Genomic DNA, 16551 nt, shown 5'->3' with positions numbered 1-16551 from the left:
TCGATGTCGAGCAGGCCCCGAGAGGGTCGCCGTCCGGGCCTGGCTCGTCGAGCGCGACGGGTGGTCCAAGGATGTTCTGATGTCCCGCCAAGGCTTGTTTAGGACGGCGGCGCTTCGATGGTCGGAGTCGACTGGAGCCGGGTCCTTCGGGAGGGCGTCTGATGAGTTGGCGGGACCGGTTGTTGCTGCGCCGGTACGGCCAGGGCCGTTCGAAGAGCCGGGCCACACTGCTCGATCGGGAGGCCAGCCCCACGGACCTCGCCGACCTGCGGGCCTTCGTCGCGGAGCGGACCGGGGTGGAGTTCTACGTCGAGCCGGAGACAACCGCGACCGACACGACGGTTGTCGCGGTGGACCGGGACGGCGACTGGATCCGCCGGCGGGTCGGGACGCCGACCGTCGCCGCCAAGCTGGCACGGTCGGTGGGCGTGCCCGTGTACGACGCCGCGGTACTCGGCTATCCGCGGCGGATGCGGGAATGGAACCGGAACCACGGACGGTGACCCCGCGGCCCGTCGACTGGCAGGCCGGTCGGCGGCCCCGGGCCGTCGGGTGCGTCCGATCGTGGCGGGGAGGCCCACCTATGCCAGGCTGGCCCGTTTCCTGGGCGAAGGAATCGGCCGGTTGGTGCGGTAATGAGGCGAACGGCTGGTGGGGGCCCTGCGGGTCGCCCACCGTGACCAGCCGTGTCGGATCTCACCGCACGGAAGGCGTCCCCAATAGTGATCTTTATTGTGCTGGCGTTTCCCTTCGCCCTCATGTTGATGATGTTGGCGATGCACGCGATCGAGCTTCACCTGGACGCGCCGTCGACACCGGCCCTCACCCCGGCACGCCGCCGGGCGGTGGTCGCCGCGGCGAGGTCGGCACCGCTGCCGCTGCCCGCGCTCGCCCCCGCGCGGCCGTCGCTCCCCGCACCGATCGCCACGACGATCCCCGGTCTGCACGCGCTGCCCCCGCTGCCGGTGCTGCCCGCGCTGCCCGCCCCGCGCTCGGCGACCGCAGCGGCCCCGGCAACGGCCACGACCACGACCACCGTGCCGGCGAGCGCGGCAACCACCGCGACCGTGCCGATGGTCATCGCGACCGTGGCGGCCGGGGCACCCGTCACCGGGTAGTACGGCGGCCAGCGGGTCGCCGCCGCCGACGCCGGCGGACCCGCTCCTCCTCCGTCACAGCATGCTCTCCATGGTCCGCTCCGCGTCCCGGACCCGGACCTCCCCGGACATCAGCTTCGGCGACAGCGCGTCCCGCAGCCGGGCCAGCGCCGCCGACTCCGCGTGCGCCGCCTCACCGCGCGCGTCCAGCGCCGCCAGCTCGGCGCCGATCCCGGCACACCGCTCGGCCGCCGGCACCACGATGACCAGGTCGTTCAGCTTGGCCCTGCTCAGCTCGGTCTGGCCGGTGCTGCCCTCGCCCAGCAAGGTGATCCTCGGCTGCGCGGCCAGCAGGGCGAACGCCCCGCACACCGGGTCCAACCGGTCCGGCGCGAACCGGACGACGGTGACATGCGAGTCGACGGTCGCCCGCGTCGCATGCACCCACCTCGCCACCCGGCCCAGGGTGCCGGTGCCCGTCGAGTTGACCAGGACGTCGTCCGCCCGCAGCCGCTTCGCGGCGGGGACCGCGGCCGGCTCCGTCCCGCGGGACGGAGCGAGGTCGACCCGGCCGGCGCGCACGCACTTCTGGTTGAGCACGACGAGGGCGGCGTCGTCCGCCGTGTACCGGGGTGTGATCCCCCGGGTCAGCGTCTCGACCAGGTCACCGAGCCTGAGCTCCCGGCGGCCCGGCCCGCGCGTCGCCGCCGCGTACCGGGCCTCGGCGAGCTCGCGGGCGGTCGCGGCGAGACGCCGATTCAGCGCGATCTTGTCGTCGAGGGCGCCCAGCACCGCCGCGATCGCCCGCTGCTCGGGATGCTCCGGCGCGCGCAGCTCGACGGCGGCGATGTAGTTGCGGTTGAGTGACGGCTGCGCGCTCCCCGAGTTGAACCGGGCGAAGTCGATCGTCCGTAGCAGGAAGTAGAGAAAACGCGGATCGTTGCCCTGGAAGTCCTCGACGAACAGCACGGTGTTCAACGGCCAGTAGTCAGACGGCACGTACGTCACCGTGCCGATTGACGAACCGCTGCGCCCGAGAGTGATCCCAGGCCCGGCGATCGGCCCCCGGTCGTGCCACCCGCTGACCCCGGCGGAACCGACCACCGGAAAACGACCGGCCCGGCGTTCCGGCGCCGGCAGGTCGAATCCCCGCCGCAGCCGAACCAGGTCAGCGAGGGAGATGCGCCGCCATTCAGGCATCGAGGCGCTCCAGTTGGCTGCGAACTTCCTTTTCCAGCCGAGCGGACTCTTCGAAGTGGACGAAGAGTTCCTTGGCGAGGCGCTCGATCCTCTCGGCCACCGGCTCGTCGTTGGAGATGTCGGCTTCGGCGGCGCCTACGTAGCGGCCCGGGGTCAGGACGTGGTCGTGGGTGCGGATCTCCTCGGTGGAGGCCGAATAGCAGAAGCCGGGAATGTTCTCGTAGGCCAGGCCCTTGTCGCGGGCCGACTCCGCGCCACGCCAGGCGCGGTAGGTGTCGGTGATCTTCTCAAGGTCACCGTCGGTGAGGACGCGCTCGGTGCGGTCGATCATCGAACCCATGTCGCGGGCGTCGATGAACAGCGTCTCGCCGCGCCGTCCGGTGAGCCGGCGGGTGCCCAGCTGGCCCTTGTCCTTCGCGAGGAACCACAGGCAGGCGGGGATCTGGGTGGTGCGGAACAGCTGCGGCGGCAGCGCGATCATGCAGGCCACCAGGTCCGCCTCGACCAGCGCGGCGCGGATCTCGCCCTCGCCGGACTGTTTCGACGACATCGAGCCGTTCGCCATCACCACGCCGGCGGTCCCGCGGGAGCCCAGTTTGGCGATGATGTGCTGCAGCCAGGCGAAGTTCGCGTTGCCGGTCGGCGGGGTCCCGTACCGCCAGCGCTGGTCGTCGACGGCGCGTGCCCAGTCGGACATGTTGAAGGGCGGGTTCGCCAGGATGAAGTCGGCCCGCAGGTCCGGATGCCGGTCGTTGCGGAGGGTGTCGTCCCACCGGGCGCTCAGATCACCGGTGATCCCGTGGATGGCGAGGTTCATCTTCGCCAGCCGCCAGGTCCGTTCGTTCGACTCCTGGCCGTAGACGGCGATGTCGCCGGAGTGGGTGAGCCCTCGGTGCGCGACGACGAACTTCTCCGCCTGGACGAACATGCCGCCCGAACCGCAGCACGGGTCGTACACCCGGCCCTCGTAGGGTTCCAGCACATCGACAAGCAACCGCACCACGCTGGCCGGGGTGTAGAACTCACCGCCGCGCCTGCCCTCGGCGCGGGCGAACCTCTCCAGAAAATACTCGTACACCTCCCCCAGCACGTCCCGCGCCGGCCGGGTCGCCGCTTCCGTCGGAACTCCGGTGACGGATTCACCGAAAAGCGCACCGTCCTCGCCGGCAGGCGTGGACGCGGGCCGCGCGGTCGACCGGTGGCCGGTGAAGCGGGCGTCACCGAGCAGGTCGACGAGCTCGCCGAGCCGGTGCTGGTCGACGCCCTCTCCGTTGAAGATCTGTGGGAGGACACCGGTGAGCGCCGGGTTCGTCCTCATCACGGCCTCCATCGCCGCGTTCAGCAGTTCCCCGATACCGGCGCTTCTCGCGTTCGCCGCGATGTGCTCCCACCGGGCCTGCCCCGGCACCCAGAACACACCCTGCCCGGCGTACTCGGCCACGTCCTCAAGGAACTCCTCGACCCGGGACTCGTCGATCCCGTCGGCGAGTGCATCCCGCCGGATCCGCTCGCGCCGCTCGGCGAACGCGTCCGAGACGTACTTGAGGAAGATCAGGCCGAGGACGAAGTCCTTGTACTGGGCGGCGTCCATCGAGCCACGCAGCTTGTCGGCCGTCTTCCACAGCGTCTCGCGCAACTGGGCCATGGTGGGCGGTCCGGCCTGAGCGGACTTCTTCCGTGGGGGCATGGATCTCCTCGCGATCGTGGAACAGGTCGTTCAGAGGATCGGGCTCGGGGCGTCGATCAGGGTAAGCGTGCCGTCGGTCAGCCCGTCGACGGCGGTGCGGCATGGTTCGCCGTCCCGGCGCGGACCGCGGCGGCCACCGTCCGGGCGGCCACCGTCCGGGCGGCCGCCGCGACGTCCGGGTCGAGGCCCTCGCCGGCGGAGAAGTCGCGGCCGGAGATCGCGTAGATCACGACGTGGCTCGGCGGCGTCGATGATCCAGACCGCGTCGGCCCCTTCCCACGCGAGGAGCAGGCTCGTCGGTTCGCCCTCGGATTCGGGCACGTCCACTCCGCCGGGGAACACCGGCACGGGACGCCACCGAGCGGCTCGTCGCCGAGACGTTCGGACGACGGGGACTCAGGGCACGAGGAGGACGTGAGGTGCTCCTCGACGCGGAGCGCTCCCTAAGCCGCCGGTCGCGGCCCGGTCAGGGATGTCGCTCGGTGGATGGGCGGTGTGAGGTGCTTTTTCGTGATCGCATGGACGCGGGCCGGCAGCTCGGCCGGAGGCTGACGTATCTACGCGGGCAGGACGTCGTGGTTGTCGGGCTCCCCCGCGGCGGTGTTCCCGTCGCCTACCAGATCGCGCAGGCGCTGGGTGCCCCGCTGGACGTCATTCTGGTCCGCAAGCTCGGCGTCCCCTTCCAGCCCGAGCTCGCGATGGGCGCCATCGCCGAAGGGGACGTGCGGGTCGTCAACGCCGAGACGCGGCTGCTGGCCGACATCGGCCCGGACGAGCTGGCCGCGGTCGAGGCCCACGAACGGCTGGAGCTGGACCGCCGGATCCGCCGGTTCCGGGGCGCCCGGCCACGCGTTCCGCTCGCCGGCCGCACCGTGGTCGTGGTGGACGACGGGATCGCCACCGGGGCGACCGCGTCCGCCGCCTGCCAGGCGGTCCGCGCCGCCGGCGCCGCCCGGGTCGTGCTGGCCGCTCCCGTGGCGCCACCGGACCGGATCGGCTGGCTGCGCCGGGACGCCGACGAGGTCGTGTGCCTGCACACGCCGGAGCGGTTCTTCGCCATCGGCATGTTCTACGCCGACTTCGCCCAGACACCCGACGACGAGGTGACGGACCTGCTGCGCAGGGCGGCGGTCGCCGTGCCGCCGGTACCGGTGGCCGCGCCGCACGGGGCGCACGGGGCGGCGGCGCCGGACGCGGTGCCCGACCCACCAGGGCGCGATCCCGACCCACCGGGCCGCGAGGTGGAGGTCGACATTCCCGCCGTCCCGGTCCGGCTGGCCGGGCATCTCATGGTTCCGGAGGGGGCCGACGGCCTGGTCGTCTTCGTCCACGGCAGCGGCAGCGGCCGACACAGCCCCCGCAACCGGTACGTGGCCGAGGTCCTGGGCGCCGCCGGGCTCGCCACCCTGCTGTTCGACCTGCTCACCCCCGCCGAGGAGGTCGACCGGGCCAACGTGTTCGACATCGGCCTGCTCGCCCACCGCCTCGTGGACGTCACCGGCTGGCTGCGCGGCCAGCCGAGCGTGTCCCACCTCCCGGTCGGCTACTTCGGGGCCAGCACCGGAGCCGCCGCCGCGCTGTGGGCCGCGGCCGAACCGGGGTCCCGCGTCGCCGCCGTCGTCTCCCGCGGCGGGCGGCCCGACCTGGCCGCGTCGAGACTGGCCGCGGTGGCGGCCCCGACCCTGCTCGTCGTGGGCGAACACGATGATCTCGTCCTCGACCTCAACCGGCAGGCCCAGGCCCGCCTGCGGTGCGAGAACCGGCTGGCGGTGGTCCCGCGGGCCACCCACCTGTTCACCGAACCCGGTGCGCTGGAGGCGGTGGCCGTGCTCGCCCGTGACTGGTTCGCCCACCACCTGGCCCTGGTCACGCACCGCGGCTGACCCCGGTAGGACGAGCCTCGCCGGCCTCACGCACGCCTTTCGCCGATCACGACGGCGTCGCCGACGCCCAGCCGAGGTGGGGGGCGACGGTTTCGGCGATGTCCTCGAGGAGGCGGAGGTTCTCCCGCAGGCCGAAGGCGGGAGGCAGGAAGGCGATGAGTTCGTCGCCGAGCGCGACGCTCGGGTCGGCGAGCAGCTGGTCGACGACGGCGGACGGGTCACCGTGGTGCACGGGGCTCATCGTGAACCGGGCGGGCGGGGCCGCCACGGGGGTCAGGGCGCCCCGCGGGCGTGAGGCCGCCGGCCCCTGGGTGCGCCGCTCCTCGTCGTAGGCCGCGTAGACGCGGGCGAGCTCCGGGGACGTGGCGGGCAGCACGGAGCGCGCGACGGCGGCCCGCGCCGGGGTGGTTCCGGTGTAGGCGGCGCGGTAGGCCTCGATGGCGCGGGCCAGCTCGGCGCCGTAGTCGTCGATCTGGCCGTGCAGGATGGTGCTGAGCAGCAGGCGCAGGCCCTGGCGGCCGACCCGTTCGGCGGAGGCCACCGAGCCGCCGCCGTACCAGACCCGGTCCGGCAGGGTGGGGCTGGTCGGGCGGACGAACAGCTCGGTGCCCGCGGCGACGAGCCCGGCGGGGTCGGTCACCTCGCCGAGCTTCTCGCCGCGGATGCCCCGCAGGAACGTCGCGAGGCGGGCCTGGGACTGGTCCCGCCCGTCGTTCGGCTCCTGGCCGAAGATGTGGTCGTAGCCGCCCTGGCCGGTGCCGAGGCCGAGCTGCAGACGTCCGCCGCTGAGCAGGTCGGCGGTGCCGGCGGCCTCGGCGAGCAGCACGGGATCCTCGTAGCGGGCGCCGATGATGGCGGTGCCGAGGCCGATGCGCTCGGTGTGCTGTGCGACAGCGGCGTGGAACACCATCGGCGACGCGAGGTAGTTGTCGAAGTGACGCTGGTAGACCCACCCGGTGTCGTAGCCGAGCTGTTCGGCCACCCGGAACAGCTCGATGCCGTCCCGCAGCCCCTCGGCGGCGTGCCCGGCCGGGAAGGCGATGCGGGAGTTGAAGCCGAGCCGGAGCCGGCGCGTCTCCCCCGCGGCCGTGGCGGCGGTGTGCCCGGCGGCGATGGTGTCGTTGACGGCGGTGTCGTTGACGGCGGTGTGGCTGGCGGCGGTGTGGTTGGCGGTGGAGGTCGTCACGGGGTGCTCCCGTCGTTGTGGTGGAGGAGGGTCTGGTGGCGCTCGTCGCCGCCGGCGGTGTGCTCGACCCAGGCGGCGTGCAGCCGGGCGTAGTGGCCGGGGACACCGACGAGCTCGTCGTGACGCCCGCTCTGGACGAGGCGCCCGTGGTCGAAGACGAGGACGCGGTCGGCGCGCTCGGCCGTCACCATGCGGTGCGCGATCGAGACCGTGGTGCGCCCGACGGTGAGCGCGCCGAGCGCGTGCTGCACCCGGACGTCGGTGGCGGGGTCGACGCCGCTGGTCGCCTCGTCGAGGACGAGCAGGTCGGGGTCGACCAGGGCGGTGCGGGCGAGGGCGACGAGCTGACGCTCACCGGCGGAGAGCCGGTCGCCGCGGGTGCCGACGCGGGTGTCGAGGCCGTCGGGCAGGGTGGCGATCCACGGCCGCAGGCCGAGCGAGTCGATGATCTCGTCGAGCGCCCCGGCGTCGCCGCGGACCCCGGCGAGGATGTTGTCGGCGATCGTGGCGTCGAACAGGAACGGGTCCTGCGGGACGACCGCGACCCGGCGCTGGAACGACAGGTCCGACACCTGCCCGGCCGGCAGGCCGCCGAGCAGGACACGGCCGTGGCGTGGGGTGATCTGCCTGGTCAGCAGTCGGGCGAACGTGCTCTTGCCCGAACCGGTCTCGCCGACGACGGCGACATGCTCGCCCGCGGCGATGCCGACGGTCAGCTCCCGCAGCACGAGCGGGCCGTCCCCGTAGGCGGCGGCGACGTCGCGCAGGTCGACGGCGACCGGCCCGGCGGGCAGCTCGCGGGCGTCCCCGCCCTCGACCACCCCGGACGGGGTGGCGAGGATCTCCAGCGCGCGGCGCCAGCCCACGACGGCGTTCTGGGCCTCGCCGAGCATCTGGACCAGCATCTGCAGCGGCCGGACGAAGAAGGTGACGAGCAGGAGCATCGCCACCAGCTCACCGGCCGACAGGTGCAGCGTCGGCTCCCATCGGGTGTGGGCGGTCGACCAGCGGATCCCCGCGACGATCACCACCACGGTGACGAACGAGATGGCGATCTCGCCGAAGGCGGTGTTGAAGTGCAGCGGGACGAGGGTCCGGCGCTGCGCCGACGCCGTGTGCTCGACGGCGTCGGAGACCAGGGCGCGGCTGCGGGCCTCGGTGCCGGTCGAGCGGATGACGCCGATCCCGGTGACGGCCTCGCCCACGGTGGACTGCAGGGCGGACACGCTCTCTCGGACGACGGTGAACCGGCGCGCGACCAGCGTCTGCACGCGGCGCATCGCGACGAACAGCAGCACCGCCGTCGCCAGCACGGGCACCGCCAGCTGCCAGGAGTACACCGCGATCAGCACACCGGCGATGATCATCTGGGTGACGTTGACGAGCAGCGTGACGCCGCCGTTCTGCACGAACATCGTGACGGCGTCGACGTCGCCGGTGAGCCGGCTGACGAGGTCGGCGCCGCCGGTGCGCGCGAACGTCTCCGCGGCCATCTCGTGGATGCGCGCGACGCCGGCCGCGCGCAGCTCGGCGAGCGCGGCCTCGGTGCGCCGGTAGATCCGGCGGTTCAGCCACCAGGAGGCGAGGACCGCCGTGACGGTCGCCGCGGCACCGGCACCGGCGGCCCGGGCCACCACACCGGCGGTCCCCTCGTGCGGTTCGAGCAGCCCGTGGTCCAGGGCGTACTGGACGGTCAGCGGTGTCACGATCCGGCCGCCGCCGGCGACGAACGCCAGCAGCAGGGTGAACGGCAGGCCGGCGGTGAGGACGGGGGTGGTGGCGGCGATCAGCCGGCCCAGTTCCCGGGCCCGGGCGCGTCCGAGGTCGGCGAGGCCGCTGTCACTCATCGTCCACGCCCGCCGCGTCCGTCTCCGCGCCGTGGGCGCCGTGGGCACTGTTCGCGCCGTAGGCGCCGAGGATCCGGCGGTAGTCGGGTTCGGTGCCCAGCAGCTCCCGGTGGGTGCCGACGGCGACGAGCCGCCCGGCGCGCAGGAACGCGACCCGGTCGGCGACCGCCACCGAACTGGGACGTCCGCCGACGATCAGCACCGTCGTCCGCCCGCGCAACTCGGCCAGCCCGCCCAGCACCCGGCGTTCCACCGCGGGGTCGAGGGCCGAGGTCGCGTCGTCGAGGAGCAGCACGCCGGGTTCGCGCAGCAGCGCGCGGGCCAGGCACAGCCGCTGCCGCTGGCCGCCGGAGAGCCGGGCGCCGCGCTCACCGACCCGGGTGTCGAGGCCGTCGGGCAGGTCGCGGACGACGTCGTCGGCGCCGGCGGCGGCCAGCGCCCGCCAGATCTCGCCGGAGGTGTAGGGACGCCGTTCTCGGGGATGGCCATCGAGCTGCAGGTTGGCGTGGACGCTGCCGTTGAACAGCCAGGGGGTCTGCCCGACGACGGCCAGCCGGGCGGAGATCTCCCCGCGGGCGAGGTCGGTGGCGTGGACCCCGCCGATCTCGACGACGCCGTCGGTGGGGTCGTCCTGGCGGCTGAGCAGCTCGACCAGGGTCGTCTTGCCCGAGCCGGTCGGCCCGACGAGGGCGACGATCTCGCCGGGGCGCACCTCCAGGTCGACGGCCGCGAGAATGCGCGTCCCGCCGCGGACGAGCCCGACGCCCCGCGCCCGCAACCCCAGCCCCAGCCCCAGCACGGGCACGGGCACGGGCACGGGCACGGGCACGGGCACGGGCACGGGCACGGGCACGGGCACGGGCGGAGCGTTGACCTGCCGTTCCGATGCGCGCGGAGCCGGTGCGCGCGGGTCGGCAACGGCGTCGCCGGTCAGGGCGCGGTCTCCGTACGCGGTGGTCTCGGCGGCCTCGAGCACGGCGGCGACGCGGGTACGGCCGGCCGCCGAGACCGGCAGCATCCCCAGGAAGCGGCCGATCACGTTGAGCGGGATGGAGATGGTGAGCAGCAGGTAGACGACCTCGACGAGCACGCCGACGTTGAGGTCGCCGGTCTCGACCCGGCGCGAGCCGACGACGAGGACGGCCAGGACCGCGACGGTCGGCAGCACTTCCAGTACCGGGTCGAACACCGAGCTCAGATCGCCGGCCGCGGTGTTGGCCGCGCGCAGCCGCAGCGCCGCGGCACCGACCCGGGCCCGCTCGCGGCCGGCGATGCCGAGGGTCCGGACGACCTGGCCGCCTTCGATGCTCTCCAGGGCGAGCGCGCCGAACTCGCCCCGGCTGTCCTGCACCGCCCGGGCGCGCGGGCTGAGCAGACGCTGGTAGAGCAGGTTCAGGCCGAGGACGGAACCGATGAGGCCGACCCCGACCAGCCCGAGCGCGGTGTCGTGCCCGAAGAGCTGGACGATCGCGACGACCAGCATGACGACCATGCCGAGCGCGAAGTAGAAGAACGTCATCGGGAACCACAGCGCGTCCACGTCGGACACCGCGGTGGCCAGCAGCCGTCCGGGCGGGTGCCGGCGGTGCCAGGCCAGGTCGAGGTCGAGATACCGGCCGACCACGGAGCGGCGGACCCGCGCCTGCGAGCCGTACTGTACGTACCCGGTCGCGATGCCACGGATGACGATGGTCATCCAGCGCAGCGTGGAGACGCCGAGGATCGCGCCCACGGCGATCCACCAGGCGGCGCGGCCGACATGGCCGCCGGCGAGGGCCGGGACGATCAGCTCGTCGGTGGCCCAGCCGATGGCGGCCGCGCCCAGGATCATGGTGGTCCCGTTGACGATGCCGACGACGGTGGCGATCAGGGCCGGCCGCGGGTGGGCGAGCGAGCCGTCCAGCATCGTGCGCAGCCCCGGCCACAGCGTCGCCCCGCCGCGCGCTTCCCCGTCCAGATTCCTACGTATGTTCACCAGAATGGTGAAGAATGGCGGCGTCGTCCAGCGCGCGCCCGAGATCGAACCAATCACGAATTGAGATAGATCGGCGCCCGACGGACCTCGAACCCGCCCGACCCGACCTCAGGCCCGCGGGCAGCCCGTCAGGATGTGCCGTGCGTCACAGCACATCAGTCCGGATACCGCCTGGTCGCGACACCCGGCCCCGGCCGGGTGTCGACGCCGGTCCCCCGCCGCCCGGCCGGGGCCCATCAATCTCGAGGCACCCGCGGTCGTCGCGGCGGTCACCGCCGTCGCGGCGCCGACGAACCGCGCCGGGGATGGTTGGCACGGCCTTTCGGGGACCAGGAAGGGGCCACATGCCCAGCGTGTGCGCACCGTCAGATCGCACGACAGCCCAAGACGGAAACAGCAGGCCGCCCAGGACGACACGGCCGAGGTTGCCTGGCCACAAAGCAGCGCCGCCTTCGCGGCCCGAAACTCAATTCGCGCCGCCATCCGACTCGCACACGATATGAAACCAGGCCGTCACAAACCGTTGGACGTTTGACGGAGCGCCGGTCAAGACCAGATTGCACCCTGAGGAGGTGAGCACCGCAGGGATCCGACCGGCACGATCGACGGTCACTTGCCGTTGACGGCCAGATGGGTATTCTGGGCACGGCCGTATGGGGGTGGACAGGTGCGACCTGTGGTCGACGCGACGCTGCAAGTCTCGCCCGTGAGGGCATCCGAGCAAGGAACCCGGCGCCCTTACCTTGGCCCGGAAAGAGGACCACCACGCTTCTCCGCCCGCCCGACGCCAACCACGACATATGTCGTGGTCCCACAGGGACTAATCGCGGACCTGGACGGCCGGCGCCCCCGTTTCCCCACTGACGACGGATGCGATCCACCCCCGGCGACCCGCTAAGGTCGATCGCCGACTCCGTGGTTGAGCGGTGCCTCAGTGGTTGAGCGGTGTCACCACGAGCATGACGAGAAATACCCCGACCAGCGCGGCCGCGAAAAGGAAGGCTCCAGCCGGGAGTCGCCCCCCGAACGGGATTCTGGAGTCCGCTCGCTCCTCGCCCCTCGGCGGTTCGGATCCGTCAATGAATGCTTCGACATCCACGAACGAAGCCTGGCCACCCTCACCACCGCTACGGGAGGACGTGGCGGCCGGCTCTCCGTTTGAGGTTGCTGGTATCTGCACTGCCCTCGTCATCCCGGTCTCCCCCAATTCCCCCCGACCACGCGACCCTGAATTCCAGCCGCGCGGTACCGGTCAATTCTGCCCCAGAGAACTCCCATCGTGCAAGAACAATTACCCTCGGTGAACCCAGATGGAGAGCATTACCCCGCAGCGACTGCCTGCCACTCCCGTGAGCAGGAGCTTCGACACTGGAACCGATCCAGCCCAGCCCAATGACAGTCACCGACAGTACCGGTTGCGCAGCGATCCGGATGCATCCGCTGTCGGGCATGAGCACATCGACCGCGCCTCGTCGTGTTGATGAAGTCACCTTTTCGAGCAAGAGGTGTATGACAAGTGAGCAGGAACGAGCGGAGAGGCTCCTGGACCCGGTTCCAGGACGCCGTCGTCTTCCTTTTCACGGTCGGAACGGGCGCGAGCGCACTGGGCGGCTGGACCGCGGGCACGGCGCAGGTCGTTCTTCGGGTGGTGGCCGGCATCGCGGCCGTCTACCTGATCTATCTGCTCGGCACCTACTACCGGCTCTCCCGCGAGAACGACCTCGTCTCGGCGGAGGAGCTCATCCGGGATATCGAGGACGTCGTCACCCGACAGTCGGCACCCAACGAGGAGTCCGTCCAGGTCAAGATCATAGTTGGCTGCTCGGACGAGGGTGACCGCGTCCAGGAGGAGGTGCGGGTCAGACCGAATCCACAGGTCGTCAACCGGATCATCCGACCGGTCATGCCCTATCACTGGCGACGACCCGATCACCTCCGCGACATCGAGTTCACCTGCGCCGTGGACGAGAGCGACGACGGCCCGGTGCTTGTCCGGCCTCGACCGATGCGGAACCGCGAGTACCTGCAGATATGGTTGATCTTCACCCCGACGTTGACCAAGCCCACCGTATGGCGGTTCCAGTACCGTCCACGCGGCCTGTGGCGGGAGCTTCGCGAGACTGGCCACGACCGTCTCGTCTGGCACGACACGATGCCGTCCGACGGCAGATCCCCCATGGTCGACTTCCGCATCACCTTCGTATTCACGGATTCCGCGTTCAAGCCTCGGGTAAGCGAACGGAACGGATACGGAACGACTTCTTCTCCGACACGTTCGAGTACCGGTGAATGGGTGGTGGACTGGCATGATCCAAATCCGCAGGGAAGGCGCTACGAGTGGGTCATCGCCCGGACTCCGGTAGCCGGGACGAACTAGAACGGAGGAGAAACGATGACGAATGACGGCATCGCGCGCCGGCTGTTTGGAGGCGAAGGGGGGACCTGACGACCCACCAGTCCGGAGCCGCTGGGGGGGAGGTCGACTCAACACGGTCTGAACCTCGGCAGGCGGTCGCGCTCGTCCCAAGGCGTGCTGCCACGCCCCCGCACCCGACCGGCGCGCTGGTGAGTCACCATGGCGGCATGCGAGACACGGCACGGCGGCCTGGTCATTCCCGCGCCGAGGGCGCATGACGCCGGCCGGGCTCCCACCGTCCGGGCGCGCGATCAGCCGCGAGGTGACCGCGGCCGTCGCGGCCGTCACCGCACGGGACCCGGACGCGCTGCGCGAGGCGTGCTCGCGGCTGCGGACCGTCGACGAACTACAGGTTCGCGACGTCCTGCACGGGCTGACCCTGGGGCTGATCGAGCAGGCCTTCCCCGACGGGCTCGACGCGGCCGACCTGCGCGCGCTGCTGGCGGACGTCCTGCGGTCGGCGGCGGCCTGGCTGCCGGGCCTGGACGCCTACCCGGTCGCCGTCGTGCTCACCGGCGTGCTGTCGGTGCACGAGGAGGACGGGCCGCCGGTCGACGCCGAGGTGCTCCCGATCGCCTGCTCGGCGGTGGTCAGCGACCTGATCCGGCGGCTCGGCGTCCCGCTGGACGCCGAACTGGCCCGCGTCTTCGACGAGCTCCGCCGGGCGCAGACGATGGAACTGCCCTGAGGGTCGGCCGTCGGGCGGCGCCGTCCCGTCAGCGCGGTTCGATGATCATCTCCTGCCAGCGGCCGATCTGCTCGGCGGTCGCGCCGTTGGCGGTGAGGTACCCGGCCGGGCCGCCGGGGGCGGCGTCGATCGTGTCGAGCACGCTGGCGATGGCGTTCGGGTCGACGAGGACCGCGCCCCCGATGCCGCGCGGCGCCGACCGGCCCTCGGACAGGTGGCTGTACTCCGGCCGCCGGCTCAATGCGTCCCGGACCCGCTGGATCCGTTGTTCGGTGGCGAGGTAGTCCGCGACGATCGCGGCACGCTCGACACCGGCGGCGGCGAGCAGGACGGCCGTCGTGATGCCGGTGCGGTCCTTGCCCGCGGCGCAGTGCACCAGCGCCGGAGTGCGCTCACCGGAGACGAGGAAGTCCAGGATGCGGACCAGCCCCGGGCCGGCGTTCTTGAGCATCAGCGCGTAGAACCTGGCGTAGTCGCCACTGATCCGGTCCCGCAGCGCCTTCGGGTCGCTGAGCCCGGTGAAGTCCATCAGCGGCTCGTGCAGCCAGGTGATGCCCAGCTGGGGGAACCACTCGGCGGGCCGCGGGCTCTCGAACGGCGCGCGCAGGTCCACGACGCCGCGCAGGCCCACCCTGTCCCGCAGCAGCGCGATGTCGTCGGTGGTCAGACTGTCGAGGTTGTCCCCGCGCAGCAGCACCCCGGGGCGGACGGTCCCCCGGGCCGCGGGTAACCCGCCGACGTCCCGGACGTTGTGGGCGCCGGTGAGCTCGATCCAACGGGGTACTTCCTGCGAGGCGGTCACCGGCTGACACTACGGCGGCCCGGTGAACCGCGAGCAAACGAACTGTCGGGCTGGGGCTTGCGGGCGACCAGCGCGTAGGCGCTGATGTCCTCGTCCGCCCACTGCTGCGGGTCGGTGTCGGGACGCCAGCGGTGCAGCAGCCCCAGGCCCGGCTCGGCCAGTTCCAGGCCGGGCGGGACGAGCGCGGTCACCTCGGCCCGGCTACGGGTCCGGAAGGGGATGCCGCGCTGGTTGTAGACGCCCGCCACCCGCCGGGTCGCCTCGGGCGCGATGTCCCCGGTGCCGTGGCTGATGATCAGAAAGCTGCCGGCGGGCAGCGCGTCGGTGAGCCGCCGCACGATCGCGGCGGGGTCGTCGGCGTCCGGGAAGAAGTGCAGGATCGCGATCAGTGAGAGGGCGACCGGGCGGGTGAGGTCGAGGATGCCGCGCAGCTCGGCGGAGGCCAGGATCGCCTCGGGGTCGCGCAGGTCGGCGTCGAGGTAGGCGGTCCGGCCCGCCGCCGTGCCGGTGAACAGGGCGCGGGCGTGTGCCAGGACGATCGGTACCACCCCTTGGTTACACATGGCGAGAGGTGGTATCCGCATGCCGGAGCGGCCGTGAGCAACGATCGGCGCGCATGTCGGTTCGGTGTTCTGGGCGCGTAGACGACGGTGGCCCGCGGCTCGGGAGATTAGGCGGCGGACGGTCGCCGGACGAGCACGCCCGCGATGAGAGCGGCGACCGCTGGCGGGCAGGCGGGGCCTCCGAAAGCGTCTCGGCTACCCAGCGCGCCACCGCTTCGGCGTCATCACCGTCCGACTTGGCATCGCGGGCGTCCTGCGCCCTGGCCGTGTCGCGGGGCGTCGGTCCGCCGACGTCCGCCGACGTCCGGCACCGTCCCCGCCCGTGTCCGCCGTGCCGGTCCCCGCGGGTGAACAAGGACCAAGCCGCGGCCCAGCAGCTTCAGCGTCGATTCCAAGACCCCGCCACGCCGATCGGCGCGGTGCTGCTGATCGCTGTCCTCGTCTTCGTCCTGCTGATTGCCATCGGACGTCTCAGCGTCGCCACGTCGCCAGAGTCTCGGGTCCGGCTGGGGATGCAGGCGGCTCTCGGGGTGAGCTTCCTCCTCTTCGTCACGCTCGTCAGCGCGACGAAGAGGTTGATCATCCTTGGGCGGCGCGGGAGGTCCCGTTAAGACGTGGCCACGCGGACTGCCAGCGTCGGGCGAGGCAGCCCGGCATGAGGGAGTCCGGCTGGATCAAGGCGCGGTGCGGGCCTGACCGCCTGCGCGGCCGTGCTTGCCGGGCGCGTCGCAACCCGCACCGCACGTCTTAACCACACAACGCCGTTGAGCGTCGACTCGCGAACCAGACGGAGAACTCACAGATCACATCGACGGACGCTCGACGCTGCGAACCGCCTCGATCTACTTGACCCGCGAAATCCTCAAACAGCACTGACCACGCAGGAACCGGACGGCAGCCAGATATCAGTCAGTTGGCTGGGAGGTAGGTGCAGTACAGCTTGCCGTTGAAGACGGCCACGGCCGGGCCAGCCGCCAGCTGGTAGTTGGAAACCGGGTTGTCCGCGGTCCAGCTGGTTCCGTCGAAGGATGCGTACCACAGGTTGGCGTCGTTGCCGCCGCGNTGCACGGAGTACAGCTTGTTGTTGAAGACGGCCAGAGCCGGGCCAGCCGCCGACTGGCTGTTGGGGATGGGGGCGTCCGTGCCCCAGGAAGTTCCGTCAAAGGACAGGTACCGGAGGTTGTTGTCGTTGGCTGGGAGGTAGCTG

Annotated in this window: 14 protein-coding genes; 6 read left to right on the top strand and 8 right to left on the bottom strand. The window is 71.9% G+C overall.

Translation table 11 applies throughout. The features are described from left to right. Positions 1 to 161: 161 nt before the first annotated feature. Both B056_RS0126165 and B056_RS0126160 read left to right on the top strand, forming a co-directional pair. Positions 162 to 503 (top strand): hypothetical protein, encoded by a 342-nt coding sequence (locus B056_RS0126165; protein ID WP_026240167.1) that lies wholly within the window; start codon positions 162 to 164, stop codon positions 501 to 503. 183 nt (positions 504 to 686) lie between these two features. Further along, complete coding sequence (locus tag B056_RS0126160; protein ID WP_230203196.1) at positions 687 to 1118, top strand: hypothetical protein; 432 nt, start codon at positions 687 to 689, stop codon at positions 1116 to 1118. A gap of 54 nt (positions 1119 to 1172) precedes the next feature. On the opposite strand, the gene B056_RS0126155 is transcribed toward B056_RS0126160, so the two are convergent. From B056_RS0126155 to B056_RS43090, 3 genes are all read right to left on the bottom strand, one after another. Continuing rightward, positions 1173 to 2297, bottom strand: a complete 1125-nt coding sequence (locus B056_RS0126155; protein ID WP_018504811.1) for a restriction endonuclease subunit S — start codon at positions 2295 to 2297, stop codon at positions 1173 to 1175. Continuing rightward, a complete protein-coding gene (locus B056_RS0126150; protein WP_026240166.1) occupies positions 2290 to 3984 on the bottom strand; it encodes a class I SAM-dependent DNA methyltransferase in 1695 nt (564 codons plus the stop codon). Before B056_RS0126150 ends, B056_RS0126155 begins: the two co-directional genes overlap by 8 nt. Before the next feature lie 77 nt (positions 3985 to 4061). Beyond that, complete coding sequence (locus B056_RS43090) at positions 4062 to 4214, bottom strand: hypothetical protein (protein ID WP_018504809.1); 153 nt, start codon at positions 4212 to 4214, stop codon at positions 4062 to 4064. 270 nt (positions 4215 to 4484) lie between these two features. Here B056_RS43090 and B056_RS0126140 point away from each other — a divergent pair, with 270 nt between their 5' ends. Continuing rightward, a complete protein-coding gene (locus tag B056_RS0126140; protein ID WP_026240165.1) occupies positions 4485 to 5867 on the top strand; it encodes a phosphoribosyltransferase family protein in 1383 nt (460 codons plus the stop codon). A gap of 46 nt (positions 5868 to 5913) precedes the next feature. Here the strand turns inward: B056_RS0126140 and B056_RS0126135 are convergent, their stop codons facing one another. The 3 genes from B056_RS0126135 to B056_RS0126125 all read right to left on the bottom strand — a co-directional run bounded on the left by B056_RS0126135 (position 5914) and on the right by B056_RS0126125 (position 10806). Continuing rightward, positions 5914 to 6981 (bottom strand): LLM class flavin-dependent oxidoreductase, encoded by a 1068-nt coding sequence (locus B056_RS0126135; protein ID WP_035752862.1) that lies wholly within the window; start codon positions 6979 to 6981, stop codon positions 5914 to 5916. 68 nt (positions 6982 to 7049) lie between these two features. After that, on the bottom strand, positions 7050 to 8900 hold the full coding sequence (locus B056_RS0126130) for an ABC transporter ATP-binding protein (protein WP_018504806.1): 1851 nt from the start codon (positions 8898 to 8900) through the stop codon (positions 7050 to 7052). Then, the gene (locus B056_RS0126125; protein WP_084647248.1) at positions 8893 to 10806 is read right to left on the bottom strand and encodes an ABC transporter ATP-binding protein; all 1914 of its coding nucleotides are present in this window, start codon (positions 10804 to 10806) and stop codon (positions 8893 to 8895) included. The genes B056_RS0126130 and B056_RS0126125 overlap by 8 nt, the downstream gene beginning before the upstream one ends. Positions 10807 to 12520: 1714 nt before the next feature. On the opposite strand from B056_RS0126125, the gene B056_RS0126120 reads away from it, so the two are divergent. Continuing rightward, positions 12521 to 13252, top strand: a complete 732-nt coding sequence (locus B056_RS0126120; RefSeq protein ID WP_230203195.1) for a hypothetical protein — start codon at positions 12521 to 12523, stop codon at positions 13250 to 13252. 253 nt (positions 13253 to 13505) lie between these two features. Continuing rightward, positions 13506 to 13979 (top strand): hypothetical protein, encoded by a 474-nt coding sequence (locus B056_RS0126115; RefSeq protein ID WP_018504803.1) that lies wholly within the window; start codon positions 13506 to 13508, stop codon positions 13977 to 13979. 28 nt (positions 13980 to 14007) lie between these two features. Here B056_RS0126115 and B056_RS0126110 read toward each other — a convergent pair whose 3' ends face one another. Both B056_RS0126110 and B056_RS38030 read right to left on the bottom strand, forming a co-directional pair. Further along, entirely contained in the window at positions 14008 to 14781 is a 774-nt protein-coding gene (locus tag B056_RS0126110) for a tyrosine-protein phosphatase (RefSeq protein ID WP_018504802.1), read from the bottom strand. Beyond that, the gene (locus tag B056_RS38030; protein WP_076784776.1) at positions 14778 to 15344 is read right to left on the bottom strand and encodes an SAM-dependent methyltransferase; all 567 of its coding nucleotides are present in this window, start codon (positions 15342 to 15344) and stop codon (positions 14778 to 14780) included. The genes B056_RS0126110 and B056_RS38030 overlap by 4 nt, the downstream gene beginning before the upstream one ends. A gap of 347 nt (positions 15345 to 15691) precedes the next feature. On the opposite strand from B056_RS38030, the gene B056_RS0126100 reads away from it, so the two are divergent. Then, positions 15692 to 15955, top strand: coding sequence for a hypothetical protein (locus B056_RS0126100; RefSeq protein ID WP_018504800.1), 264 nt, complete (start codon positions 15692 to 15694; stop codon positions 15953 to 15955). The last annotated feature ends 596 nt before the right edge of the window (positions 15956 to 16551 follow it).

This window comes from Parafrankia discariae, assembly GCF_000373365.1.
Taxonomy (GTDB): Bacteria; Actinomycetota; Actinomycetes; order Frankiales; family Frankiaceae; genus Parafrankia; species Parafrankia discariae.
The sequence above is the reverse complement of the archived record's forward strand: the minus strand, read 5'-3'. Positions and strand labels throughout refer to the sequence as shown.

Bases quoted from the DNA above. Each gene is read 5' to 3' on its own strand.
- B056_RS0126165 (WP_026240167.1), top strand. From the start codon at position 162: ATGAGTTGGCGGGACCGGTTGTTGCTGCGCCGGTACGGCCAGGGCCGT.
- B056_RS0126155 (WP_018504811.1), bottom strand. From the start codon at position 2,297: ATGCCTGAATGGCGGCGCATCTCCCTCGCTGACCTGGTTCGGCTGCGG.
- B056_RS0126150 (WP_026240166.1), bottom strand. From the start codon at position 3,984: ATGCCCCCACGGAAGAAGTCCGCTCAGGCCGGACCGCCCACCATGGCC.
- B056_RS0126130 (WP_018504806.1), bottom strand. From the start codon at position 8,900: ATGAGTGACAGCGGCCTCGCCGACCTCGGACGCGCCCGGGCCCGGGAA.
- B056_RS0126125 (WP_084647248.1), bottom strand. From the start codon at position 10,806: ATGCTGGACGGCTCGCTCGCCCACCCGCGGCCGGCCCTGATCGCCACC.
- B056_RS0126115 (WP_018504803.1), top strand. From the start codon at position 13,506: ATGACGCCGGCCGGGCTCCCACCGTCCGGGCGCGCGATCAGCCGCGAG.
- B056_RS38030 (WP_076784776.1), bottom strand. From the start codon at position 15,344: ATGTGTAACCAAGGGGTGGTACCGATCGTCCTGGCACACGCCCGCGCC.